19 protein-coding genes are annotated in these 24,498 nt (G+C 71.8%); 13 read left to right on the forward strand and 6 right to left on the reverse strand.

The window, feature by feature from the left end; translation table 11 throughout:
• The first annotated feature begins 29 nt into the window (after positions 1 to 29).
• The 5 genes from ASG76_RS19220 (at position 30) to ASG76_RS01875 (ending at position 3,323) form a co-directional block, all read left to right on the forward strand.
• Positions 30 to 407 carry a hypothetical protein gene (locus tag ASG76_RS19220; protein ID WP_056599155.1) on the forward strand — a complete coding sequence of 126 codons (378 nt, stop codon included), beginning with the start codon at positions 30 to 32 and terminating at the stop codon, positions 405 to 407.
• Positions 404 to 868 carry a TspO/MBR family protein gene (locus tag ASG76_RS19225; RefSeq protein ID WP_056599159.1) on the forward strand — a complete coding sequence of 155 codons (465 nt, stop codon included), beginning with the start codon at positions 404 to 406 and terminating at the stop codon, positions 866 to 868. The genes ASG76_RS19220 and ASG76_RS19225 overlap by 4 nt, the downstream gene beginning before the upstream one ends.
• A gap of 54 nt (positions 869 to 922) precedes the next feature.
• Positions 923 to 1,513: a hypothetical protein gene (locus ASG76_RS01865; protein WP_056599162.1), complete on the forward strand. Its 591-nt coding sequence runs from the start codon at positions 923 to 925 to the stop codon at positions 1,511 to 1,513.
• Between the two features lie 101 nt (positions 1,514 to 1,614).
• A complete protein-coding gene (locus ASG76_RS01870; RefSeq protein ID WP_056599165.1) occupies positions 1,615 to 1,944 on the forward strand; it encodes a hypothetical protein in 330 nt (109 codons plus the stop codon).
• Positions 1,941 to 3,323 (forward strand): glycosyltransferase, encoded by a 1,383-nt coding sequence (locus ASG76_RS01875; RefSeq protein ID WP_056599168.1) that lies wholly within the window; start codon positions 1,941 to 1,943, stop codon positions 3,321 to 3,323. The genes ASG76_RS01870 and ASG76_RS01875 overlap by 4 nt, the downstream gene beginning before the upstream one ends.
• A gap of 4 nt (positions 3,324 to 3,327) precedes the next feature.
• Here ASG76_RS01875 and ASG76_RS01880 read toward each other — a convergent pair whose 3' ends face one another.
• From ASG76_RS01880 to ASG76_RS01900, 5 genes are read right to left on the reverse strand one after another with little or no spacing between them, the layout of a single operon-like run.
• On the reverse strand, positions 3,328 to 4,992 hold the full coding sequence (locus tag ASG76_RS01880) for a SulP family inorganic anion transporter (RefSeq protein WP_056599171.1): 1,665 nt from the start codon (positions 4,990 to 4,992) through the stop codon (positions 3,328 to 3,330).
• Between the two features lie 38 nt (positions 4,993 to 5,030).
• Positions 5,031 to 5,921 carry an alpha/beta fold hydrolase gene (locus ASG76_RS01885; RefSeq protein ID WP_056599174.1) on the reverse strand — a complete coding sequence of 297 codons (891 nt, stop codon included), beginning with the start codon at positions 5,919 to 5,921 and terminating at the stop codon, positions 5,031 to 5,033.
• The gene (locus tag ASG76_RS01890) at positions 5,918 to 6,757 is read right to left on the reverse strand and encodes an SDR family NAD(P)-dependent oxidoreductase (protein ID WP_056599177.1); all 840 of its coding nucleotides are present in this window, start codon (positions 6,755 to 6,757) and stop codon (positions 5,918 to 5,920) included. Before ASG76_RS01890 ends, ASG76_RS01885 begins: the two co-directional genes overlap by 4 nt.
• On the reverse strand, positions 6,754 to 8,229 hold the full coding sequence (locus ASG76_RS01895; RefSeq protein WP_056599479.1) for a flavin-containing monooxygenase: 1,476 nt from the start codon (positions 8,227 to 8,229) through the stop codon (positions 6,754 to 6,756). Before ASG76_RS01895 ends, ASG76_RS01890 begins: the two co-directional genes overlap by 4 nt.
• Before the next feature lie 53 nt (positions 8,230 to 8,282).
• On the reverse strand, positions 8,283 to 8,921 hold the full coding sequence (locus ASG76_RS01900) for a TetR/AcrR family transcriptional regulator (protein WP_056599180.1): 639 nt from the start codon (positions 8,919 to 8,921) through the stop codon (positions 8,283 to 8,285).
• 59 nt (positions 8,922 to 8,980) lie between these two features.
• Between ASG76_RS01900 and glmU the strand changes: the two genes are divergently transcribed.
• Together glmU and ASG76_RS01910 are read left to right on the forward strand one after the other, a co-directional pair.
• On the forward strand, positions 8,981 to 10,426 hold the full coding sequence (gene glmU / locus ASG76_RS01905) for a bifunctional UDP-N-acetylglucosamine diphosphorylase/glucosamine-1-phosphate N-acetyltransferase GlmU (protein ID WP_056599183.1): 1,446 nt from the start codon (positions 8,981 to 8,983) through the stop codon (positions 10,424 to 10,426).
• Between the two features lie 100 nt (positions 10,427 to 10,526).
• Positions 10,527 to 11,507: a ribose-phosphate diphosphokinase gene (locus ASG76_RS01910; RefSeq protein ID WP_200948026.1), complete on the forward strand. Its 981-nt coding sequence runs from the start codon at positions 10,527 to 10,529 to the stop codon at positions 11,505 to 11,507.
• A gap of 135 nt (positions 11,508 to 11,642) precedes the next feature.
• Here ASG76_RS01910 and pepN read toward each other — a convergent pair whose 3' ends face one another.
• On the reverse strand, positions 11,643 to 14,057 hold the full coding sequence (pepN, locus tag ASG76_RS01915) for an aminopeptidase N (RefSeq protein WP_235529376.1): 2,415 nt from the start codon (positions 14,055 to 14,057) through the stop codon (positions 11,643 to 11,645).
• A 242-nt stretch (positions 14,058 to 14,299) separates the two neighbouring features.
• Between pepN and ASG76_RS01920 the strand changes: the two genes are divergently transcribed.
• The 6 genes from ASG76_RS01920 to ASG76_RS01945 all read left to right on the forward strand — a co-directional run bounded on the left by ASG76_RS01920 (position 14,300) and on the right by ASG76_RS01945 (position 24,488).
• Positions 14,300 to 14,995, forward strand: a complete 696-nt coding sequence (locus ASG76_RS01920) for a 50S ribosomal protein L25/general stress protein Ctc (protein ID WP_056599482.1) — start codon at positions 14,300 to 14,302, stop codon at positions 14,993 to 14,995.
• A gap of 140 nt (positions 14,996 to 15,135) precedes the next feature.
• Positions 15,136 to 15,732, forward strand: a complete 597-nt coding sequence (pth, locus tag ASG76_RS01925) for an aminoacyl-tRNA hydrolase (protein ID WP_235529369.1) — start codon at positions 15,136 to 15,138, stop codon at positions 15,730 to 15,732.
• A gap of 247 nt (positions 15,733 to 15,979) precedes the next feature.
• On the forward strand, positions 15,980 to 17,197 hold the full coding sequence (locus tag ASG76_RS01930; RefSeq protein ID WP_056599485.1) for a DegT/DnrJ/EryC1/StrS family aminotransferase: 1,218 nt from the start codon (positions 15,980 to 15,982) through the stop codon (positions 17,195 to 17,197).
• Positions 17,194 to 18,738, forward strand: coding sequence for a polysaccharide biosynthesis protein (locus ASG76_RS01935; protein WP_082587172.1), 1,545 nt, complete (start codon positions 17,194 to 17,196; stop codon positions 18,736 to 18,738). Before ASG76_RS01930 ends, ASG76_RS01935 begins: the two co-directional genes overlap by 4 nt.
• A gap of 34 nt (positions 18,739 to 18,772) precedes the next feature.
• Positions 18,773 to 20,227, forward strand: a complete 1,455-nt coding sequence (locus tag ASG76_RS01940) for an RtcB family protein (protein WP_056599195.1) — start codon at positions 18,773 to 18,775, stop codon at positions 20,225 to 20,227.
• 28 nt (positions 20,228 to 20,255) lie between these two features.
• On the forward strand, positions 20,256 to 24,488 hold the full coding sequence (locus ASG76_RS01945) for a right-handed parallel beta-helix repeat-containing protein (protein WP_056599198.1): 4,233 nt from the start codon (positions 20,256 to 20,258) through the stop codon (positions 24,486 to 24,488).
• Positions 24,489 to 24,498 lie beyond the last annotated feature (10 nt).

The following is a 24,498-nucleotide window of genomic DNA, read 5'->3' on the forward strand; positions in this document are numbered from 1 at the left end:
GTCGAGGTGTGTCCCGATAGCGTCGCGGTATGCCCGTCATCGAGATCGTCGGCGTCTACGACGCGGACGCCGGCCTGCTCGGGGAGGCGGCGTACGTCTGGGGGAAGCTGCGCGGCACCCACCACTGCGGGCTCTGCGACATCACGCACGGGACCGTACGGCGCAAGCCGGCGTGGGACGCGATGGCGGCGAGCCTGCCGGTGCCGGTGCGGCTGCTCCACCTCAACGAGCTCGACGACGAGCTGCGGTCGGTCGTCGCGGTCGCCGGGGCACCGGTCGTGCTCGCACGCGACGACGAGGGGTGGCGTGCGCTGGTCGGAGGGGGCGAGCTCGACGCGATGGCGGGCTCGGTCGATGCCCTCGAGGCCGTCCTCGTCCGGCACCTCGGCGAGGTCGGCACCCCGTGACGACGTGGGCCCCGACGCTCGCCTGGTGCGCGCTGGTGGTCGTCTTCGCCGCGCTCGCCAACGTGTGGAACGGCCACGACCCGGGCTGGTACGACGCGCTGCGCCGCCCGTCGTTCCAGCCGCCCGACGTGGTCTTCGGCCTGATGTGGCCGCTCAGCTTCGCGCTGCTGCTGGTCGTCGGCCTGACGGCCGTCCGCACCGCGCCCACCGACGCGGCGTGGACCGCGACCGGCGTGCTCGCGGCCTCGGTCGTGCTGGCGCTCGGCTGGGCGTGGCTGTTCTACGTGCCCCACCACCTGGCCGGCGCCGCGGCCTGCCTGGCCGGAGCGGCGGCGCTGACGTGGGCGCTGCTCGTCGTGGTGGCGCGGCTCGAGCCGTGGGCCGGCCTCGCGCTCGCGCCGTACGCGCTGTGGTTGACCGTGGCGACCGCGCTGTCGGTGTCCTACGCGAAGCTCGGCTGACGTCAGCCCAATTCGCTGGCGCACCTCCCCTGCCGACCACCACGATGGCGCGTGATGGCCACCACGACGACGAACGACGACCTGCTGTCGCGCGTGCGCACCCTCGCCACGACCGGTGACCGGGTGCCGGTCGTCGGCATCAGCGGGCACGGAGGGGCCGGCAAGTCGACGCTGGCGGAGAGGCTCGCACAGGACCTGGGGCTCACGCCGGAGCAGGTCGTCGGCACCGACTCCTGCTACGCCACGACCTGCGGCCCCGGCGCCGGGATGTGGGAGCAGCACGACTGGGCGCTCGTCGAGGCCGTCGTCGCTCGGGCGAGGGCCGGTGCGGACCGGCTGTCCTACGACTACCGCTGGTGGCTCGGCGAGACCGGCGTGAGCGACGAGCCGATGCCGTCGGTGCTGATCGTGGAGGGGATCCGGCTGTTCCACGAGCGCAGCGACGGGTGGTTCGACCTGTCGGTGTGGATCGACCTGGACGCCGGCGCGGCCGGCGCCCGGGCCAAGGCGCGCAACGTGCTGCAGGGCGACGACCGGTCCGAGCTCGACCTCTGGGACACCAAGTGGATCCCCGAGGGCCACCTCTACGAGCAGCTCGCCCGTCCGCGCGAGCGCGCCGACCTCGTGCTCGCCGCCGAGGGCTGAGCCCCGCAGGGGTGGTCCCGGCTCGGGGCCGGGACCAACGACCCTGTGCGGACGGGCGGGTCGCGATGAGACTCGACGGTGAGACCTCGAGGAGATCACCGATGCACCCTGGCCCCACCCACGCCTCCACCTCTTCTGCCCGTGCCTCCGCCCAGCACTCTGCCGCCCGCCCGAGCGACCCCGTCCGGGTCCTGGTCGACGACGTGCCCGAGCTCGGCGAGCGCGTGCGGGAGGCCGCGCGACGCGCCCGCGAGACCGACCGCGCCGTCGAGCTCGTCGAGCCCGACCTGGCCGTGGACGACCACGAGGGGCGGGCGCGGCGGTGCCGGCGGATGGACGAGGCGCTCGCGGCGGTGCGGGACGCGGCGCCCGGCGTCGAGGTGAGGGTGGCGGTCGCGGTCGACCTGCCCCGACCGCGGAGCCCGCGATGACCCGGCAGACGACCGAGCTGGCGCCAGGGGTGTTCGACGTCGACGTCGTGCCGGTGGCGCTGGAGCGCCTCGCGCCCCTGCTCAGCCCCGAGCGCGTCGCCCGCATGCGGGCCTACGCCGCGGCCGGCAACGAGCTGCTGGGCGGCCGGACGGTGTGGTGCGTGAACTCGACGGCGCGCGGCGGCGGGGTCGCGGAGATGCTGCACACCCTGGTCGCCTACGCCGCGGGGACCGGCGTCGACATCCGGTGGCTGGTGCTGGGCGGCGACCCGGAGTTCTTCGCGGTGACCAAGCGCCTGCACAACCGGCTGCACGGCGTCGCCGGCGACGCGGGGCCGCTCGACGCCGGCGCGCGGGCGACGTACGACGCCACACTGGCGCGGCACCGCGACGAGGTGGCCGCGCGGGTGCGGGCCGGCGACATCGTGCTGCTGCACGACCCGCAGACCGCCGGGCTCGTCGAGTGCCTGCGCGAGCGCGGCGCCCTCGTGGTGTGGCGCTGCCACATCGGCCTCGACGAGCGCAACGCCCACACCTCGGAGGGCTGGGCGTTCCTGCGACCGATGCTCGAGCCGGCAGCCGCGTTCATCTTCTCGCGGACGCAGTTCGCCCCCGAGTGGGTCGGCCGCGACCGGTTGTGGATCATCCCGCCGTCGCTGGACCCCTTCAGCCAGAAGAACGTCGACCTGTCCGCGCACGACGTCGACGACCTCGTGCACCGCGACGGCCTCGTGGTCGAGGGCGGCCCGCTGCCGCGCGAGGGCCGCGCGGTGCTGCAGGTGAGCCGGTGGGACCGCCTCAAGGACATGGCCGGCGTGCAGGCGGCGTTCGCCGAGCACCTGGGCGAGCTGCCCGCCGACGTCCACCTGGTCCTCGCCGGCCCGGAGGCCGACGGCGTGGCCGACGACCCGGAGGCTGCGGAGGTGCTCGGCGAGTGCCGCCGGCAGTGGGCGTCGCTGCCTGCGCCCGCCCGCGACCGGATCCACCTCGTGTCGGTGCCGATGGACGACCTCGACCACAACGCCCGCACCGTCAACGCCCTGCAGCGCTGGGCGACCATCGTGGTGCAGAAGAGCCTGGCGGAGGGCTTCGGCCTCACCGTCACCGAGCCGATGTGGAAGTCGCGACCCGTGGTCGCCTCCGCGGTGGGCGGGATCCGCGACCAGGTCGAGCACGGCGTCAGCGGGTTGCTGCTCGACGACCCGCACGACGGGGCGAAGCTCGTCGAAGCGCTCGCCTGGCTGCTGGCCGACCCCGGGCGCTGCGCGGAGATGGGCCGGCAGGCCCATCTGCGGGTGCAGGACCGCTACCTCGCCGACCGCCACCTCATCCAGTACGTCGACCTCTTCGCGCAGCTCATCGCGAAGGGGGACGCGTAGCGGCTCAGGCGCCGCCGGTGGCGGCGCGGTAGCCCTCGAGCGCGGTCGGCAGGGTCGGGAAGACGTGCTCGTCGCCGATGCGCTCCAGCAGCCCGCTCGGCTGGAGCACCTCGCGCGGCTCCTGCTTGAGCCGGGCGAGCGCCAGCACGACGCCGCGGTCGGCGAGCTCGGCGCGCAGCGTCTCGAGCGCGTCGGCGCCAGTGAGGTCGACCTCGCCGATCGCCTCGGCGTTGAGCAGCACCCACACCGGGTCGTAGCGCTCGACCGCCTCGCGCACGCGGGAGAGGAAGTTGTCGGCGTTGGCGAAGAACAGCGGCGCGTCGTAGCGGTAGACGAGCAGGCCGGGCACGACCACGGCGGCGTCGTAGTCGTCGACGTCGTGCATGCCGGCGAGGTCGGGCACGAGGCCCTCGATCGCGTCGTGCGGGCGCGCCACCCGGCGGATCACGTCGACCAGGGACAGGCTGATCGCGACCAGCACGCCCTCGAGCACCCCGAGCACGAGCACGCCGGTGGTGGTGGCGAGCGCGATGAGCAGCTCGGTGCGCCGGTAGCGCGCGATGCGCACGAACTCGCCGACGTCGACCAGCCGCAGCCCGGCGTAGACGACGACGGCGGCGAGCGCCGGGTCGGGGAACCGCGCGAGCACCGGTCGCAGCGCCACCACCAGCACCAGCGCCGCCCCGAGCGTGGCCAGGCCCGACCAGCGTGACCGGCCGCCGACCGCGTCGACGATGGCCGTGCGGCTTCCGGAGCTGCTGACGGGGAAGCCGTGGACCACCCCGGCGGCGACGTTGGCGGCGCCGAGGGCCAGCAGCTCGCGCCGCGCGTCGACGCGGTGCCCGTGGCGGTCACCGAAGGCCCGCGCGGTCAGCACGTTGTCGGTGAAGCCGACCACGGCGATCGCGAGCGCCGTGGTAAGCAGCGCGCCCGTCCCCAGCGACGACACGGCCGAGGCGAAGGAGGGCAGGCCGAACGACGGCAGCGCGAAGGGCAGCTCGCCGACGACGGCGACCCCGTCGTCGGGCAGTCGCGCCAGGGCCACGGCGACCGTCGCGACGAGGATGCCGAGCAGCGGCACCGGGCCGGTGGGCCACAGCCGGGCACCCACCAGCAGCAGGGCGAGCGTGCCGAGGCACACCGCCAGCGTCGGCACGTGCACCGCCGACGGGTGCTGCGCCAGCCACCACGCCTCGCCCAGCACGCTGCCGTCGGGGATGTCGGCGCCACTGCCGCGGGCCGCCTGGGAGACGACCATGAGCCCGGCGATCCCTGCCATGTAGCCCACCAGCACCGGCTTGGACAGCAGGTCGGCGAGGAACCCGAGCCCGCCGGCCCACGCGAGCAGGCACACGGCGCCGACCGCGAGGGCCAGCGCCGCCGCAGCGTCCTCGGCGGGTCCGCCGGTGACGGCGGTGGCCAGCGCGGCGCCGGTCATCAGGGCCGTGGTCGACTCGGGCCCCACCGAGAGCTGGGGCGACGACCCCAGCAGGAAGTAGACCGCCAGCGAGACGAAGGCGGCCCACAGGCCGGCCTCCGGTGGCATCCGCGCCAGGCCGGAGTAGGCCAGCACCTGCGGCACCAGGTAGGCAGCGACCGTGACACCGGCGACCACGTCGCGCCGCAGGGCCGGTCGCGCCGGCGGTCGCAGGGTGCCGGACCACGTCATCCCCGCAAGTTAGCCGCGATCCGGCGCGGGGGAGAGGGTCATTGGTCCTGACGGCCGACGCGGGCGAGGAAGGCGCGGTAGTCCGCCGCGGTGCGGGCGGGCGCCTCCAGCATCGGCATGTGCCCGAGGTCGGGATAGCTCACGGTGCGGGCCCCGTCGACGCCCTGCGCCCACACCCCGGCGGTGCTGGGGTGGACCAGCCGGTCCTGCTCGCCCCACATGACGAGGGTGGGGGCGCCCACCTCGTGGAGCCGGTCGTCCAGGGTGGCCACGCCGTGGAAGTCGGTGAAGATCTCCGCGAGCTGCTCGCGCCGTGCGACGTAGTCGTGGGCGACGGCCGCGCGCAGGAAGCCGGGCAGGAACGGCGGACGCGCCATCGTCATGGCGTAGAACGCCGGGAAGTCGGCGACGCTGTCGAGCAGGAACGGGTTGCGGCCCTCGCGGATCAGCACCTCGGCCTCGCTCGGCTCGGGCGAGGCCACGCCGACCGCGTCGCTGAGCATCAGCGACCGCACGCGGTGGGGGTGCTCGACGGCCAGGGTGGCGGCGACGAAGCCGCCCATCGAGTTGCCGGCGACGTGGGCCTCGTCGATGCCGAGCCCATCGAGGAGGGCGGCCACGCGGGCAGCCTGCTCCGGGGCGGAGTGGCCCGCACCGCTGGTGAAGCCCGACGCCCCGTGCCCCGCGAGCTCCGGCACCACGACCCGGTGGTCGCGCAGCAGGTGGCGCGCGAAGCGCACCCACACCACCCGGTCGGCGGAGTAGCCGTGCAGCAGCACGACGGCCGGCGCGTCGTCGGGACCGCCCTCGAGGAGTGCCAGTGAGCCGTCGCCGACGTCGACGCGGCGCTCGCGCAGGCCGTACGCCTTCGCCTCGGCAGCGGTCGCCCTCGCGTAGAGCCGCCCCGCCAGGGCCGTACGCCGCTTCACTTGCCGCCCCGCGACCGCACGACGCCGGTGATGAGGCGCTGGTAGCCGGTGGGGGCCACGCGGACCATCGCGTCGAAGACCCGGGCGTCGGGGCCTACCAGGACCCGCCGCTTGTTCTTCTGCACCGCACCCACGATGACCTCGGCCGCCTTGGCGGGGGAGGTGATGAACGACTTCTCGAACTCCCTCGACGACACCTCCGCCGACTTGCCGGTGGCGTCGGCGACGCTGGCGTCGACCCGCGCGGCCCGGGCGATGTTGGTCTTGATGCCGCCGGGGTGCACGCAGGTGGCGCTCACGCAGGAGCGGGTCAGCTCGAGGTCCTGGCGCAGCGACTCGGTGAACCCGCGCACGGCGTACTTGCTGGCGTTGTAGCCGCTCATCAGCGGCTGGGCGGTGAGGCCGAAGACGCTGGAGATGTTGACGACGTGCCCCTCGCCGGACGCCTCGAGGTGGGGCAGGAACGCCTTGGTGCCGTGGACGACGCCCCAGAAGTTCACGCCCATGATCCAGCGGTAGTCGTCGGTCGACAGCGCAGCGACGGTGCCCGACAGGGCGACGCCGGCGTTGTTGATGACGAGGTTGGCGCGCCCGTGGTCGGCGACGACCTGGTCGGCCCACGCGAGCACCGCTGCCTCGTCGGCGACGTCGACGGTCGCCGTGGTCACCGCCCGGGCCCGGCCGGCGAGCAGGCGCTCGGTCTCGGCGAGGCCGGCGGCGTCGACGTCGGACAGCGCCAGGCGGCAGCCGCGGTCGGCGAGGTGGAGGGCGAGGGCCCGGCCGATGCCGGACCCCGCTCCGGTGACGGCGGCGACCTTGTCGTCGAGGTGCTTCATGCGGGGATCCTCTCGCGGGCGGGCGTGATCACGTGGTGCTCGGGACGGAAGCGGCGCGCGAGGCGCCGGAAGGAGAAGGAGAAGCCGGGGAACATCGCGACGACCTTGCCCGAGCGCGACTGGTACCACGACGTGCAGCCTCCGTCGTGCCACACGGTCCGCTCCATCTCGCGGTGGATCATCGAGGTGTAGGCCTCCTCGGCCTCGGGGGTGACCTCGATGCTGGCCGCCCCGGCGTCGAGCACGGTCCCGATCGCGCGGAGCAGGTAGTGCATCTGCGACTCGATGACGAAGATCGCGCTGGTGTGCCCGATCCCGGTGTTGGGGCCGGTGACGACGAAGAAGTTGGGGAAGCCCGGCACGCTCGTGCCGAGGTAGGCGCGGGGGAAGTCGTGCCACACGTCGGCCAGCCGGGCGCCGTCACGTCCGCGCACGTCGTGGGAGATCAGGCCGTCGGTGGCGTCGTAGCCGGTGGAGAAGACGACCACGTCGAGGTCGAGGTGCTCGCCCGAGGCGGTGACGACGCCGGTCGCGTCGAAGCGCTCGATGCCGTCGTGGCGGTCGTGCAGCGTGCTGTTGGGCGCGGAGAGCGCGGGGTAGAGCGTGTCGGACAGGATGATCCGCTTGCAGCCGATCGTGTAGTCCGGCGTGACCTTCGCACGCAGCTGCGGGTCGGGCACCTGGGCCTCGATGTGACGCAGCGCCTCGCGCTGGGCGAGCACCTTCAGCAGCCGTCGGCTGTGCTTGAAGCCGACGACGCGGGTCTCGAGCTTCCAGTAGATCGCGGTGCGCAGCGCCCTCTGCGCCGGGCGCAGCCGCAGCACGCGCCGTTGGAGGGGGGAGAAGACCCGGTCGGGGCGGGGGAGCACCCAGTGGCGGCTGCGCTGGAAGACATGGAGGTGCGCGACCTCGGGCTGGATCGCCGGGATCACCTGCGCGGCGCTGGCGCCCGAGCCGACCACCGCGACGCGTTTGCCGGCGAGGTCGACGTCGTGGTCCCAGCCGTTGGTGTGGAAGCGGGCTCCCGTGAAGTCGTCGAGCCCGGGGAAGTCCGGCACGACCGGGGTGCTGAGCGGGCCGGTGGCGTTGACGAGGAACCGGCCCCGGTGGAGCGTCCCGTCGGCGGTGCGCACGCACCACGCCTCGCCGTCCCAGTCCGCGCCCACGACCTCCGCGCCGAGGACGGTGCGCTCGCGCAGGCGGTGCTTGTCGACGACGTGGTCGGTGTAGGCGCGCAGCTCGGCCTGCTCGGCGTACATCCGGGTCCAGGGGTAGGGCTCGGAGGCGATCGAGTAGAGCGGCGACGGCACGTCGACCGCGGCACCGGGGTAGGAGTTCTGGCACCACGTGCCGCCCATGAAGTCGCGCCGCTCGAGGATGCGGAAGTCGGTGATGCCGCGGCGCAGCAGGTTGATCGCCGTCACCTGGCCGCCGAAGCCGCTGCCGATGATCAGCACGGTCGTGGTCTCCACGTGCGTCACACTAAAGTGAGGACGCTCGATTCCGCATCAGCGGGTGACGCAGGTCACGTCGTCCGTGGGTCGGCCAGCATCGCCGTCGCGGCGCCGGCCAGGAAGTCCGACAGCGACGAGGTGACGACCTCGCGGTCGGTCGCGAAGCCGGTGCTGGCCCACGTCACCACGGCGTGGCTCACCGCACCCACCGCGGCGCTCGCCATCAGCTCGTGGGCCTGCTCCGGCAGGGCCGCGGCACCGTCGCGCTCGCTCAGCACGCCGATCATCAGGTGCCCGAAGGCCTGCATGCGGGCGAGGTACGTCGACTCGACGCGCGTGCTGATGCCCAGCACCTCGAACCACACCACCCGCGCCACCCGCGGGTCGTCCTCGACGAGGGCGAGGAAGGCGTCGAGCCCGCGCCGGGCCAGGGCGCCGACCTCGTCGTCACGGTCACCCAGGGCGGCGAGCGCGGCCTGCTCGAGCCGGGCGGTGCACTCGTCGTAGACCGCGAGCAGCAGGTCCTCGGTGGAGTCGAACTGCTCGTAGAAGTAGCGGTCGCTCACCTTCGCCTCGCGGCACAGCCGGCGCACGGTGGTGGCGCGGTAGCCCGCCGTGCCGAAGAGCTCGAGCCCGGCGTCCAGCAGCTGGCGCCGCCGGCGCTCGTCGCGGTCGCTGGCCGACTCCCCGGCATAGGTCCGCCCGCTCACGGGGTCATTCGACCACAGCCCCGGCAGCCCGTCCCCGGGCGCGGTGACAGACTGCGGCCATGGAGAACCTCACCGTCATCGTCCTGGCCGCAGGTGGCGGCACCCGCATGAAGTCCAAGACGATGAAGGTGCTGCACCCCGTCGCCGGACGCTCCATGATCGGCCACGTCCTGCGCGCCGTGCAGGCCGTCGAGCCGACCCGGGTGGTGGCGGTCGTGGGCCACCAGCGCGAGCAGGTGGGCCCGCACATCACCGAGCTCCTGCCCAGCGCGGTGCTGGCGGTCCAGGAGACGCAGCAGGGCACCGGGCACGCCGTACGCGTCGCCATGGAGGCCGCCGGCACGACGACCGGCACGGTGATCGTCGCCGCCGGTGACACCCCGCTGCTGGAGGGCGAGTCGTTGCGCGTGTTCGCCGAGGAGCACGAGGCCGCGCAGCGCGCGGTGAGCATCCTCAGCGGCCGCGTGCCGCGCCCCTTCGGCTACGGCCGGGTCGTGCGCAACGCCGAGGGCGACGTCGAGGCGGTCGTGGAGGAGAAGGACGCCACCCCCGAGCAGCGTGAGATCGACGAGATCAACTCCGGGATCCTCGCCTTTGACGCCGAGTTCCTCGTCGGAGCGCTGCCGCGCATCACCAACGACAACGCCAAGGGCGAGTACTACCTCACCGACGCCGTCGGCCTGGCCCGCGAGGACGGCCTGACCGTCGGCGCGCACCTCATCGACGACGTCGCCCAGACCGAGGGCGCCAACGACCGCGCCCAGCTCGCCGAGCTCGGCAAGGAGCTCAACCGGCGCATCGTGACCCGCTGGATGAAGGACGGCGTCACGGTCATGGACCCCGCCACGACCTGGATCGAGGCCGACGTGGTCATCGAGCCCGACGTGACGATCCTCCCCGGCACCCAGCTCCTCGGCGCGACCGTCGTGCGCGAGGACGCGGTGGTCGGCCCCGACACCACGCTCAAGGACTGCGAGATCGGCGCCGGCGCCCGCGTCGTACGCACCCACGGCGAGCTCGCCGTCATCGGCGACCGCGCCAACGTCGGCCCCTTCGCCTACCTCCGTCCCGGCACCCGGCTCGGCGTCGGCGGCAAGATCGGCACCTTCGTGGAGACCAAGAACTCCACGATCGGCGACGGCGCCAAGGTGCCGCACCTGTCCTACGTCGGCGACGCCGAGATCGGCGAGGGCGCCAACATCGGCGCCGGCACGATCTTCGCCAACTACGACGGGGTGGCCAAGCACCGCACGGTCATCGGGCGCCATGCCAAGACCGGGTCCAACAACACGTTCGTCGCGCCGGTCACGGTCGGCGACGGCGCGGGCACCGCGGGCGGGTCCGTCGTACGCCGCAACGTGCCGGCCGGCGCGCTCGCCGTCAGCAGTGCGCCCCAGCGCAACCTCGAGGGCTGGACCGAGTCCAGGCGGGCCGGGACGGCGCAGGCCGAGGCAGCGGCGGCGGCGCGAACGGCCGGTGAACGTGAGGCATCCCACGAGGACTGACCCGGGGTTGGTCGCGCGGCCCGCCGTGGTGAAGAATCCAAGGCAGCACCTCCGTACCTAGCCACCCCCGAGGCTGACCACACAGCGAGGAGTCGCCGGCGTGACCGGAATGAAGCGGACCACCGAGAAGAACCTGATGGTCTTCAGTGGCCGGGCACACCCCGACCTCTCCCACGAGGTCGTCGACCTCCTCGAGTGCGGGCTCGTTCCGCAGAGCGCCTACGAGTTCGCCAACGGCGAGCTCTACGTCCGCTACGAGGAGTCCGTGCGCGGCTGTGACGCCTTCGTGATCCAGAGCCACACGGCTCCGATCAACGAGTGGATCATGGAGCACCTGATCATGGTCGACGCCCTCAAGCGGGCCTCGGCCAAGCGGATCACCGTGGTCATGCCGTTCTACGGCTACGCCCGCCAGGACAAGAAGCACCGCGGCCGCGAGCCGATCTCGGCCCGCCTGATGGCCGACCTGTTCAAGACCGCCGGTGCCGACCGGCTGATCACCGTCGACCTGCACGCCGACCAGATCCAGGGCTTCTTCGACGGCCCCGTCGACCACCTGATGGCGCTGCCGATCCTCACCGACTACGTCAAGGCCAAGTACGGCGACCAGCAGCTCGCCGTGGTCTCGCCCGACGCCGGCCGGATCAAGGTCGCCGAGCGCTGGTCGGCCCGCCTCGACGGCGCGCCGCTGGCCTTCATCCACAAGAGCCGTCGCACCGACGTCGCCAACGAGGTCGTCGCCAACCGCGTCGTCGGCGAGGTCGCCGGCAAGATCTGCATCCTCACCGACGACATGATCGACACCGGCGGCACGATCGTGAAGGCCGCCGAGGCGTGCATGAACGACGGCGCGGCCGGCGTGGTCATCGCCGCGACCCACCCGATCCTCTCCGACCCCGCGGTCGACCGCCTCAAGAACTCCTCCGCCATCGAGGTCGTGGTCACCAACACGCTCCCGATCGCGCCGGAGAACCACTTCGACAAGCTCACGGTGCTCTCGATCGCCCCGCTGATCGCCCGCGCGATCCGCGAGGTGTTCGAGGACGGGTCCGTCACCTCGATGTTCGACGGCCACGCCTGATCAGAGCCGCCCGAGACGCACGCTGGCTGCGTTGTCGTCGGTCGACGGCCCGCTTCGCTCAAAGGCCGCCTTCCCTCCTCCGCCTTGCCATCGCACGCCCCGGACGACTCTGATACGGCGTGATCCAGGCGGGGGTCAGAGCGTCTGGTCGAGGTCGTCGAGCGCGTCGTTCCACGCCCTGGCCAGGACCGTGGGCACCTCGCCGGCCGCGAGGGCGGAGGCGACAGCGGCGCGCAGCTCGCGGCGTACGTCGGGGGTGAGCGGCAGTCGCGGGAAGGCGTCGCCGATGCTGTCGGCCATGGCCTGGCCCGAGCGCAGGGCGAGCGCGAGCCCGTCGGTGACGTAGCGAGTGAGGTAGGGGCGGACCAGGTCGGCCTGCTCCCAGCCCCAGAAGCCCGCGCCCACGGCGTCGAACTCGTGGCTCCCGAGGTCGCCGCCCATGAGCTGCGACCAGGCCTCCGCCTTGGCCTCCGCCGTCGGCACGAGCGCCCGCGCGGTGAGGGCGGCGTGGTGCCCGGAGACCGACTTGTCGCGCTCGGCCTCGGGCTCGACGTGCGAGGCGTCGCCGAGCTCGGCGAGCCGCTGGACCGCCGCCCACCGCACGCTCTGGTCGACGTCGTCGCGGCCCAGCCACCCGACGAGCAGGTCGTGGTCGGCGCTGAGCCGGGCCAGCACCCGCGAGGCGCCGGGCACCAGTGCGGGGGTGGGGCCCCCGACCGCGCCGCGGGCGATGTCGGCCACGCTCCCGAGCAGCGCCGCCACCTGGTCGGGCTCGGCGTAGCGGCGCACGACGAGCTGCAGCGAGCGCAGCACGCCCTCGAGGACGAGCGGGTGGGTCTCCGGGCGCAGGTGGCGATCGGCCAGGGCGACGAGCTCGCCCACCGTGATGACCTGCGACTCGGCGAGGTCGACCGCGGTCCACCAGAGCATCGCGCGCGTCAGCTGCGACTCGACCGACGACAGGTGCTCGGTGATCGCCGCCCACGACTGCTCGTCGGGCCGGATCACGGCGAAGGTCTCGTCGCCGGAGTTGGGCACCACGACCCGTCCGGCGAACTCGTCCAGGCGCACCGGCTCGTCGCCGAGGTGCACGTCGCGGGAGTCCACCAGCCGCATCGTGTCGTCGTACGCCGACACGGTGAGGCGGTGCGGCCGGGAGCCCTCACGGGTCAGCACTGGCACGCCGGAGTCGTCGCGCGTGACGACCAGGGTGTCGAAGCCGGTGGTGCGCAGCCACGCCGCGGCCCACGCGCGGACGTCCTTGTCGCTGGCGGCGTCGAGGGAGTCGAGGAAGTCGGCGAGGTCGGCGTTGCCGAAGGCGTGGGTGGTCAGGTGCTTGTTCACCCCGGCGAGGAAGTCGTCGTCGCCGAGCCAGTGCCCGAGCTGGGCGAGGGTGGCGTTGCCCTTGGCGTAGGTGATCATGTCGAAGTTGGCGAACGCGGTGTCGACGTCGACGATCTTGTCGGTGTCCTCGGCGATCGGGTGCGTCGAGCGGCGCCGGTCGGCGCGGTAGCCAGTGGGCTTGCGGGTGATCGCGGCCGACGTCCACGCGTCGGTGTAGCCCGCCGCGACGCCCGCGACCTCGAAGCCCATGAAGTCGGCGAACGACTCGTTGAGCCACGAGTCCTCCCACCACCGCATCGTCACCAGGTCGCCGAACCACATGTGCGCCATCTCGTGCGCGATCGTGGACGCGACCCACTCCCGCTCGAGCTCGGTCGGGGTGCCCTGGGTGAGGTAGGAGTCGCGGAAGACCACGCAGCCGGGGAACTCCATCGCGCCCCAGTTGAGCCCGGGCGCGAAGACCTGCTGGTAGTCGGCGTAGGGGTAGTCGGGCTCGAAGACGCTCGTGTAGTGCTGGAAGCACGTGCTCGTGATGCGGCGCAGCTCGTCGGCGTCGCGGCGCAGCTCGCGCTCCTGCGAGGCGCGCGCGTGCCAGCCGAACGGAAGCGTGCCGCCCGGCGCCTTGGCGTAGGGCTCGTCCCACGTCACCGAGACCCACGGGCCACCGACGAGGGTGAAGAGGTAGGAGGAGAACGGCGGGGTCTGCTCGAAGGTCCAGGTGTCGCCGTCCTGGCCGGACTCGCGAGACCTCAGCGCGCCGTTGGCCAGCACGGTCCAGTGCGACGGTGCGGTGACGGTCAGCGCGAAGGTCGACTTGAGGTCGGGCTGGTCGAAGCAGGGGATCACCTTCTGGGTGATGTCCATCGAGGTGTGCGCGCAGACGTAGCGCTCGCCGTCGGCGGGGTCGATGGTGACCGTCATCCCGTCGCCGTCGGTGACGTAGGGCATCCGCGCGGTGACGCGGACCGTGTTGGTCTCGGCGAGGTCGTCGAGCGCGATCCGCCCGTCGGCGTACGGCGCCGGGCGGCCGTCGAGGGTCACGTCGGTGGCACCGGTGAGCTCGAGGAACGACGAGGCTCCCGGCTTGGTGCAGCCGAAGGTGATCGTCGCCTCGACGTCGAAGGCCTCGGTGGAGGTCAGGTCGAGGTGGAGCTCGGTGTGGACGTCGGTCAGCAGCAGGGCGCGCTCGCGCGCCTCGGGGAGCATCAGGGGCACCGGGCCACCCTAGTGGCGCGGATTCGACCCACCCCCGGGGGCGGGACTAGAGTTCCCGGGTTGCCTCGGCGAGGGAGCCCGTTCGAACGACTGGGACTCCGTGATCGACTGGGCCGGCCCGCACCGCTGCGCCGCGCTCACGATCCGGAGCGCGGCGTTCGTCGTCTCCGGCCCGCCGAGCCCCACGAGCCAGGGCCCTCCCGGGCCCGACCACCCGACTGATGGAGAACGCCATGTCTGCCCCCGAGAAGATCACCACCGAGGCCCGCACCGAGTTCGGCAAGGGTGCCGCGCGCCGCATCCGTCGCGAGGACAAGATCCCCGCCGTCATCTACGGCCACGGCAACGACCCGGTCCACGTGATCCTGCCCGGCCACCAGACGATGATGGCCCTCAAGCACGGTGGCGCCAACGCGCTGCTCGCCCTCGACATCGACGGCAAGGAGCAGCTCGCGCTGACCAAGGACGTGCAGGTCGACCCGATCCGCCGCGTCATCGAGCACCTCGACTTCGTCGCCGTGACCCGCGGCGAGAAGGTCACCGTCGACGTCCCGATCCACGTCGTGGGCGAGGCCGGTCCCGACACGCTGGTCGTCACCGAGAACGCCGTCGTCTCCGTCGAGGCCGAGGCCACCCACATCCCCGAGGCCTTCGAGGTCTCCGTGGAGGGCGCCCCCGCCGGCACCCAGATCCTGGCCAAGGACCTCAACCTCCCGTCGGGCACGACGCTGCTCGCCGACGAGGAGCTCCTCATCGTCAACGTGACCGAGCAGATCTCCGCCGAGGCCCTCGAGGCCGAGCTGGCCGAGGCCGAGGCCGAGGCCGGCATCGAGCACGAGCCCTCCACCGAGGAGATCGCCGAGGCGCAGGAGGAGGCCCAGGCCGAGGACGCCGCGCAGGAGTCCGGCGAGGCCACCGACTCCGAGTGACCCGAGCGGGTACTTCGTGCCCGTCCTGACCGCCGACCGGGCGGTTCGTGCCCACACACGGGCACGAACCGCCCGGTCGATGCACGTGACGGGCACGAAGTGCCCGGTCACCGATGGAACCCGATGGAAGGATGTACGACGTGAGCGACCCCGCCCCTGCCTCCGACGTGTGGCTCGTGGTGGGCCTCGGCAACCCCGGGCCGGCCTACGCCGGGCACCGCCACAACATCGGCTACATGGTCACCGACGAGCTGGCCTCGCGGATGGGCTCGCCGTTCCGTTCCCACAAGTCGGGTCGCGCCGACGTCGTCGAGGGCCGGCTGTCGATCGGCGGCCCGCGGGTCGTGCTCGCCCGCCCCCGCGGCTACATGAACGAGTGCGGCGGCTCGGTGAAGGCGCTCGCGACGTTCTACAAGGTCGCGCCCGACCACGTCGTGGCGATCCACGACGAGCTCGACATCGCCTTCGGCACGCTGCGCACCAAGCTCGGCGGCGGCGACAACGGCCACAACGGGCTCAAGTCGATGCGCTCCTCGCTCGGCACCGGCGACTTCTACCGCGTGCGCGCCGGCATCGGGCGCCCGCCAGGTCGCCAGGACGTCGCCGACTTCGTGCTGTCCAACTACTCCACGGTCGAGCGCAAGGAGCTGCCGTTCCAGGTCTCCGACGCCGCCGACGCGGTCGAGTCGCTGATCACCGAGGGCCTCGAGAAGACCCAGCAGCGCTTCAACTCCTGAGCGTCGGCCACGGCGTGGACGGGCCTCGCGCGCGTCTGCCCGAGGCGCTGACGCCGGGAGGTACGCCGGTTGCTCCGGGACGCCTCTCGGTGGCTCGTGCCCTCGGTCGAGTCGGCTGCTCCCTCTGCTCACCACTAATGGGGAAAGTCGGGCCTCCCGGCGCGTGCAGGTGTGCCTTCTCATCAGGCTCCACCCAGAGGTGACGTGGGCCGACGGGGGCCGCGCGCGTGGCAGAGAGAGGTACCCGATGACGACGATCGTGTCGCCCCCAGTGATCACTCGCACCGACGGCGTACCCGTGCCGTTCGCGCACTGCGAGATCGTCGTCGAGGCCCGCGAGGCGGCCGCCAAGGTGCTGCAGTCGGGCTGGTTGACCACGGGGCCGGAGGTGCTGGCCTTCGAGTCGGACTTCGCAGCCCACGTGAATGCCTCGCACGCGATCGCAGTCTCGTCCTGCACGGCAGCGATCGAGCTGGCGCTCCGGTCCCTGGGGCTGCCGCCGGGTGCCCCGGTGTTGACGTCCGCCAACACGTTCTGTGGCGCTGTGCACGCCATCCTCCATGCCGGACTGCGCCCTGTGCTCGTCGACGTGGACCACCTGACCGGCATGCCGACGGAGGCCACCACCCGGGATGCCGCCAGCTCGTGCGGAGGCCCGGCAGCCATGGTCGTCACGCACTGGGCCGGCGACCCGGCCGACGTGGCGATGCTCGCCCGGGCGGCGGGGCTTCCCCTCGACAGCGTGGTCGAGGACGCCGCGCACGCCATCGGGAGCCAGCACGGCGGCCTGGCGGTGGGCCAGGGCACGACGGTCTGCTTCAGCTTCTACGCCACCAAGAACCTTCCGCTCGGGGAAGGGGGGATGGTGACCACCAGCAACGATGCGCGTGCGGACTGGATCCGACGCGCTCGACTGCACGGCATGTCGTCTGACGCCTGGCGTCGCTACCTGCCGGGTGGGCGGTGGCGCTACGACGTCGCCCAGGAAGGCTTCAAGGCGAACATGACCGACCTGCAGGCAGCGATGGGCCGCGCGCAGCTCAGGTACCTCGACGGATGGCAGCGCCGGCGCTCGGAGCTGGCTTCCCGATACGACGAACGGCTCGGGTTGCTCGAGGGCGTCGTCCTCCCACACCGCCCGAGTGCACCGGGCAGCAAGCACGCCTGGCACCTGTACGCGATCCAGCTGCTCCCCGGCGCGACACCCGGCCGTGACGCGGTCGCCGACGCCCTTGCGGACCGATGCATCGGCACGTCCGTCCACTTCATTCCCATCCATCACCTGAGCTGGCTGAGCACCTCGGTCGACATCTCGCCGGGCGGACTCCCCGGAGCAGACCGGATGTTCTCCCGCGTGCTCTCGCTCCCCCTCTACCCGCAGCTCAGCGACCAGCAGGTCGACGCCGTCTGCGACGCCATCAGCACATGTCTCACCCGCAGCACCACGACAGGATCGACACAATGACCGAGCTCATCTCCCCACTCCAGACCATCACGCCGCTGGTCGCGCAGGAGCGGCCCTCCGCGACGTCGATACCCAGGCAGCGCAGGGCGAATCCGTCGTTGCGTGCCCTGATCATCGGCGCGGGGTCCGCCGGACTCGCGCTCGCCCGGGACCTCCAACGAGTCGACTCCTTCGGGCTCGCGCCCATCGGATTCCTCGACGACGACGAACGCAAGTTGGGCACGTGCCTGCGGGGACAACCGGTCCTCGGCCGCCTCGACGACCTCGAGACCGTGCTCGACCAGACCAAGGCGGATGCCGTGGTCGTCGCCATTCCTTCGATGTCGCACGCCGACATCCAGCGACTCGGCCTGCGTGCTGCGGCGTACGGGGTGACAGTCAGGCACCTTCCGCCCTTCTTGGCCGCTCTCCAGCGTGACATCGCCGGCACCGACATGCGGAGCCTGCAGGTCGGCTCGCTCATCGGACGCCAGGAGATGCACGTGGTGAGCCGCGGTGCCTCGGAGGTCATCACGGGCAAGCGGGTCCTGGTGACGGGTGCCGGTGGATCGATCGGCAGCGAGCTCTGCCGCCAGGTGCGGGGCTTCGAGCCGGCCGAGCTGATCATGCTCGACCACGACGAGTCGAACCTCCACCGGCTCCAGCTCGACCTCTGGGGAGAGGCGCTCCTCGACACGGACAGCATCGTGGTCGCGGACATCCGGGACACCAAGCGGATCCGCCAGGTCTTCCGCGACCACCAGCCCGACGTCGTGTTCCACGCAGCAGCGCTCAAGCACCTCCCCGTGCTCGAACGTCACCCCTGCGAGGGCGTGAAGTCGAACGTCAAGGGCACCCAGAACCTCGTCGAGGCCGCCATCGCACACGGCGTCGAGCGGTTCGTCCTGATCTCCACCGACAAGGCGGCCAACCCTGCCTCCGTCCTGGGCGCCACCAAGCGGCTCGCGGAGCTGGTGCTCGAGGGCTACCAGTCCACCCCGACCAAGTTGTGCGCCGTCCGGTTCGGCAACGTCCTGGGCAGTCGCGGGTCCCTCCTCCACGTGATCCGGGAGCAGCTCGCGTCCGGGTCGGACGTCACCGTGACCCATCCCGACGTGACCCGCTTCTTCATGACGATCGAGGAGGCGGTCGGCCTCGTCCTCGAGGCGGCCCGGATGGTGGATGACTCCGCCACCTACATCCTCGACATGGGCGAGCCGGTCAGGATCGTCGACCTCGTGCAGAACTTCGCGGACCTGCTCAACGTCCGGGACGTCACGTTCCGGTTCACCGGCCTCAGGCCGGGCGAGAAGCTGGACGAGGAGCTCTTCGGGATCGGCGAGGAGGAGCTGCCCACCGATCACCCGAGGATCTCGAAGGTGAACGCCTTGATGCCGCTCCACGGGTTCCGCGCGCAGCTCCACGAGCTCTACGAGGCGGCCTCGCACAACCGGCCGGACGAGGTGCTGGACCACCTGCGCCGGCTGGTGCCCGAGTACCACCCCACTCCGCGCCTCGTCCCTCCGCTGGTCTCGACCGCTCCCTACCCGGACGACTACTGAGCCGACCTCTCCCGACTGCCGACAGGAACCAGACATGACCGCTGAATTCGTGCCCCCAGACGTCCGCGTCTTCGCCAGCACCGCGTCCTCTGCCACGGTGTTCGACGACTCCAGCCTGCTGCCGGCAGACCGTGCCTCGTTGACGGAGCTGGAGCGGCTGGTCGCAGGCGCCGACCTCGCGGCGCCTCCGGTCGTCCTCCCTGACTTCCACCACAAGTCGAAGATGGAGCTGCCTTCGAGCGTCACCGTGGCCACCCATCGCTCGGTGCGTCCCGACCTGACCGGGTCCTCGGTGAACTGCGGGATGGCGCTGATCGCCCTCGAGTCGGAGGTGCCGGACGACCGGGCCGTGGACACGTTCATGCGCTCCGTCCGCGAGCGCTACCCCTATCCGACGCGCGGCCAGAAGGAGCTGACCGCTCGCGAGGTGGTTCGTGCCGCGGACGAGGGCGCGGAGTTCGCGGTGGAGCGATGGGGTGCACCCCCGGACGACCTCGAGCGGGTCGAGGAAGGTGGACGCCTGGACCTGGACCGCTACGGCGGCATCGACCGCCTGACCCGGGAGCTGCCGGGTTTCGCGATCCAGCTGGCCAGGTTCAGGTTCGGGACCGTCGGGCCCTCCAACCACTTCGTCGAGCTGCAGCGCGTGGAGGAGGTGTACGACGAGGAGCGCGCGGCACTCCTCGGCGTCCGAGAGGGGCAGCTGACCATCCAGTACCACGGCGGTGGCGGCGTCCTGGCCGGGGAGCTCGGCCGGCTGTTCTTCCGCAGGAAGGACTACCCGCGCCAGATCAAGGCCGTCAACGCGGCCCTCAAGCCGTGGTTCCACCTCCGCTCGGCGCGGTCCATGCAGCAGCTGCGTGAGCGGCTCAACCTCTACTTCGCAGACGGCTGCACGCCGGTGCCGATCGACAGCGCGGAAGGGCAGCGCCTCATGCTCGCCAACGCGGCGGCCATGAACTACGGCTTCGCGTTCCGGACCTCCACCTACGCGTCGCTGCGCCGGCTGGCGGCTGAGGCGTTCGGTGGGGCCACCGGGCGGCTGGTCGTGGACTCGCCACACAACAGCATCTACGAGGAGCCCGTCGGTGACACGACGGGCGTGGTGCACCGCCACAATTCCTGCCGGGCCTTCTCGGCCGACATGATGACGCCGGGAACGACGTTCGCGCAGACGGGTCAGGCGGTCCTCGTCCCCGGCACGCACCGAACGTCGAGCTACCTCGGAGTCGCAGGCGACGACGCGGCCGACAGCCTCTACTCAGCCTGCCACGGCTCCGGGAGCGTCGTGTCCGACCTCGTGGGCCGCGGGCTGTCGGCCGAGCACGCCGACCGTCACTCGACCCGTCGCTTCCGCTACTCCGACGCCGAACCCACCGACGTGGCGCACTACGACGACAACGGCGTCAACGCAGCCATGGACGTCCTGGTCCGCAACAGGCTCGTGCGCCCAGTCGCGCGCATGCGCCCCATCGCAGTCCTGCATTAGCAGCCCAACACCCTTCAGGAAGCTCGACATGAAGACACTCCCGCGCACCTCGCTGGGCCTGGCCCTGCTGCTCGTCAGCTCCGTGCTGCTCGCCCTCAACGCGGCCCCCGCGTCGGCGGCTGGGACGACGTACTGGGTCGACGCCGCCTCGGCACAGTGCACGGACGCGGGAACAGGACTCGAGACTGCCCCGTTCTGCACGATCTCGGCTGCCGCGAAGAAGGCCCTGGTCCCCGGGGACACCGTGCGGATCCGACCGGGGACCTACCGCGAGCAGGTCACGCTGGCGGGTTCCGGGACGACGGGCGCCCCCATCAGCATCCTGGGGGACGGACCGGGCGTCGTCGTGCTGGGAACCCGTGCCCTCGGGACAGCGGGACTGTGGTCATCCACGGGCACCACGGCGTGGAGCACGCCGTACGCACCGCCCTCCAACCCCCGTCAGGTCCTCCTGGACGGTCAGCGGCTCAGCCAGGCGGCCTCCGCCAGCACCACCACGGCCGGGAGCTGGTTCTACGACACCACGGCTCGGGTGCTCTACGTGGACATCGGCGGCGCGAACCCGGGAGACGGGCACGCCGTCGAAGCCGGTGCACAGTCCTACGGCGTCCACGTGAGCGGCCGCCACGACGTGGTCGTGAGCGGGCTCCTCACCCGCGACCAGAACTTCGCAGGCGTCCGCCTGCTCTCCTCCTCCGCGGTGACCGTCGAGCAGGTCAGGGCCACGGGGTCGGCCGCCAACGGCGTCCTCGTCGAGTCCAGTCCCGGCTCCGGCGTGATGGTGCGCGACGTGGACGTCTCCGACTCCCTCGCTGTGGGCATCCGACTGACAGGGTCCTCCGGCGTCACCGTCCGGGCATCCCGCAGCCACGGCAACCAGCTCCACGGGATCGCCCTGGCCACGTCGAGCAACAACGTGATCTCGGGCAACCAGACGTTCGACAACGCCTCGCTCCGGGCGGACGTGACCGCTGCCGGGATCGACGTGAACTCCAGCTCGACGGACAACGTCGTGGCTAACAACGTGACCCATGGGAACCAGGACTCCGGCATCCAGGTCTACAACGGTTCCCACCGCGCCCTCCTCCTGCGCAACGTCTCCTACGGCAACGGGGACCACGGGCTCGACACGCTCGGCTCCACGCAGGTGCGTCTGGTCAACAACACCGTCCACGGCAACCGGCACGATGGCATCTCGGTCGAGGGCTCGGCGACCGGCGCGACGCTGACGAACAACATCATGGTCGACAACGGCCGGGTGGACAGGGGGAGTGACGTCCCGCACTTCGACCTCTTCGTGGACTCCGCGTCCACGGTTGGTTTCTCCTCCGACTACAGCATCGCCTACAAGGGATCGGCCGCTGCGGTGGTGATGTTCGGCGGAACCCAGTACAAGAAGCTCAACCTGTTCGCGTCAGCCACGGGCAACGAGGCGCACGGGCTCGCACTGGACCCGGACCTCGTCGACGTCGCAGCCGGCGACTTCAGGCCCACACCCGGCTCTCCCGCCGTCGACTCGGCGAATGCAGGCGCCAACGGATTCAGCGCCACGGACGCCGCAGGGAACGCCCTCGCGGACGACTCCATCGTCCCGGACACCGGCGTCGGCTCACCGTCGTACGCCGACCGCGGCGCCCTGGAGATGCAGCCCGGTCAAGGCGCCGGAAACTACGCGCCGCACGCCGCACTCTTCCTCAGCCCGTCGTCGGTCAGCCGCCCGCCGTCGACGCCGGTGACGGCAGACGCGACCGGCTCCTCCGACGGCGACGTCTCCGGCATCGCCGGCTACACCTTCGACTTCGGCGACGGCACGGTCGTCGGCCCGCAGCCCGAGCCGACGGCGGCGCACTCCTACGGGCGAGCCGGGACCTTCACCGTCACGGTCACCGTGACCGACAACGCCGGCCTCGACGATGTCGCCACGGCGCTGGAGTCGGTGACCGACCGTCCCTTGCAGACCTACCGGGTCGCGGGCTCCGACCCGACGTGCAGCGATGCTGCGAGCGGCACGGCCGCGGCACCACTGTGCACGATCTCGGCGGCCACGACGCGTGCGCTCGCCGGGGACACCATCCTGGTCGGCGACGGGACCTACCGAGAGCAAGTCAGGGTGCCGAACAGCGGCGAGGCGGGTGCGCCCCTGACCGTGCGTGCGACGAGCGGCAACGCCGTCATCCTGGGCTCGAACGACGTCACGGACCCCGCCGCCTGGACCGGTACGGCGACCTCCGCGTGGAAGCGTCAGTACCTGCCGACCGCCCCTCCCACCCAGGTCTGGCTGGACGGCACCCGGCTGGCGCGCGCCTCGAGCGCGACGACGACCACCGCCGGTAGCTGGTTCTACGACAGCGCGACCGGCCTGCTGTTCGTCGACATCGGCGGCGGCAATCCCGGCCTCGGCCACGCAGTGGCCGCAGGTGCGCGCAACTTCGGGATGCTGCTGCGGGCGGTCGACCACATCGACGTCGACGGGTTCACGATCCTCCAGACGAACCTCGCCGGCCTGTTCCTCGATACCGTCCGCGACGTCGACGTGAGCAACCTGCGCGTGGAGGAAGCCGGGACCCACGGCGTCACGGCCGACGGATCGACGCGCGTCCAGCTCAGCAACCTGGTATCCAGGAAGAACCTGTCCATGGGGGTGCGCTTCTTCCAGTCATCTGACAGCGTCCTGCGCAGTGCCACCACCGACCACAACCAGTTCCACGGCGTGAGCGTGCAGGGGAGCCGAGGCGTGCGCGTGGCCGACGTGACGTCGTTCAGCAACGACCGCCCTGATGCGCGGGTCGCCGCAGGGATCGATGTCAGCTCCTCCTCCGTGGACACGATCATCGAGCGGACGACGACCTACGGCAACGACGACTCCGGGATCGAGGCCTACACGGGGTCCACCGGCACCGTGATCCGCCGGAACCTCAGCTACGACAACGGCGACCACGGCATCGACAACTCCGGTGCACCGGGCTCCGTCGTCGTCTCGAACACCGTGGTCGGCAACGAGACGGCCGGTATCAACTTCGAAGGAGGGTCGCGCGACGCGTTCGTCCGCGACAACGTGACCGCCGACAACGCCGTGGGCAGCACCCGCACGATCGGCGAGATCCGGGTCGACGAGTCGTCGGCGCCGGGAACCAGCCTCAACCGTGACCTCGTGTTCCAGTCGTCGGGCGGACCCCTCTTCGAGTGGGCCTCGCAGGCCCACACCACGCTGACGAGCTTCCAGGCGGCCAGTGGGCAGGAGCAGGACGGACTGGCTGGTGACCCGAGGTTCCTCGACCTCGCGGGGCGTGACCTCCGCCTGACGGGATCGTCGCCCGGAGTCGACGCGGCATTCACCGAGTTCGCCGCCTGGCTCCCGGTCGACCTCGCCGGGAAGCCGGTGGTGGACGACCCGGCCGTGCGCGACACGGGCAACGGGACGCAGCCGTTCGGTGACCTCGGCGCCTACGAGTTCTCCGGCCCGGTCGCCATCGGCACGGTGTCCCCCACGAGCGGTGCCACACCTCTGGCCGTCTCGGTGGACGCCAGCGCGAGCCGCGGGCTCGGCTCCCCGATCGTCACCTGGCGGTGGGACTGCGGGAACGGCACCTCGGTGGACCAGGCCGTCGGAACCTGCACGTACACGGTCGCGGGGAGCTACACGCTCACTCTCGTCGTCACCGATGGCACCGGCCTGTCGGACACCTGGCGCGGTGGCGTGTCAGCGTCCAACGAGTTCGCGCCGGTGGCCTCCCTCACCGCCTCGCCGGGCTCGGCCTACACCCCTCAGGCCGTCGTGCTGGACGCCTCCGGCTCGCGGGACTCCGGGGACACCTCGCCGATAGCGGACTACCGGTTCGACTGCGGCAACGGCACGGTCACGGCGTGGCAGACCTCCTCGAGGACCACGTGCACCTACACGAAGGCGCAGAGCTACACACCGTCGGTGGAGGTCCGCGACACCGGCGGTCGCATCGGATCGGCACGCACGACCGTCACCATCCTGGCCGACGTCCCGCCCACGGCCTCGCTCACGCTGCCCGCCAAGGGCGTGGTCGGCAAGGCCGTCACCGCCGACGCGTCCAAGTCCAGCAGTGGCGTCGACAAGAGCCCGATCGCCACCTACCGCTTCGACTGCGGCAACGGCCAGGTGACCGTCGAGCAGACCGCGCCGACGACGAGCTGCACCTACCGGAGCAGGGGCACATTCACCGTGACAGTGAGGGTGACCGACACCGTTGGGCTCTTCGCCGTCGCATCGAAGAAGATCAAGATCGGATAGGGACGAGCAG

The sequence above is a fragment of the Nocardioides sp. Soil774 genome, from assembly GCF_001428125.1.
Classification (GTDB): Bacteria; Actinomycetota; Actinomycetes; order Propionibacteriales; family Nocardioidaceae; genus Nocardioides.

What these genes read in the sequence shown, in the direction of transcription:
- ASG76_RS19220 (WP_056599155.1), top strand. Translation starts at nt 30, where the DNA reads ATGCCCGTCATCGAGATCGTCGGCGTCTACGACGCGGACGCCGGCCTG.
- ASG76_RS01865 (WP_056599162.1), top strand. Translation starts at nt 923, where the DNA reads ATGGCCACCACGACGACGAACGACGACCTGCTGTCGCGCGTGCGCACC.
- ASG76_RS01870 (WP_056599165.1), top strand. Translation starts at nt 1,615, where the DNA reads ATGCACCCTGGCCCCACCCACGCCTCCACCTCTTCTGCCCGTGCCTCC.
- ASG76_RS01875 (WP_056599168.1), top strand. Translation starts at nt 1,941, where the DNA reads ATGACCCGGCAGACGACCGAGCTGGCGCCAGGGGTGTTCGACGTCGAC.
- ASG76_RS01880 (WP_056599171.1), bottom strand. Translation starts at nt 4,992, where the DNA reads ATGACGTGGTCCGGCACCCTGCGACCGCCGGCGCGACCGGCCCTGCGG.
- ASG76_RS01890 (WP_056599177.1), bottom strand. Translation starts at nt 6,757, where the DNA reads ATGAAGCACCTCGACGACAAGGTCGCCGCCGTCACCGGAGCGGGGTCC.
- glmU (WP_056599183.1), top strand. Translation starts at nt 8,981, where the DNA reads ATGGAGAACCTCACCGTCATCGTCCTGGCCGCAGGTGGCGGCACCCGC.
- pepN (WP_235529376.1), bottom strand. Translation starts at nt 14,057, where the DNA reads ATGCTCCCCGAGGCGCGCGAGCGCGCCCTGCTGCTGACCGACGTCCAC.
- ASG76_RS01920 (WP_056599482.1), top strand. Translation starts at nt 14,300, where the DNA reads ATGTCTGCCCCCGAGAAGATCACCACCGAGGCCCGCACCGAGTTCGGC.
- ASG76_RS01930 (WP_056599485.1), top strand. Translation starts at nt 15,980, where the DNA reads ATGACGACGATCGTGTCGCCCCCAGTGATCACTCGCACCGACGGCGTA.
- ASG76_RS01935 (WP_082587172.1), top strand. Translation starts at nt 17,194, where the DNA reads ATGACCGAGCTCATCTCCCCACTCCAGACCATCACGCCGCTGGTCGCG.
- ASG76_RS01940 (WP_056599195.1), top strand. Translation starts at nt 18,773, where the DNA reads ATGACCGCTGAATTCGTGCCCCCAGACGTCCGCGTCTTCGCCAGCACC.
- ASG76_RS01945 (WP_056599198.1), top strand. Translation starts at nt 20,256, where the DNA reads ATGAAGACACTCCCGCGCACCTCGCTGGGCCTGGCCCTGCTGCTCGTC.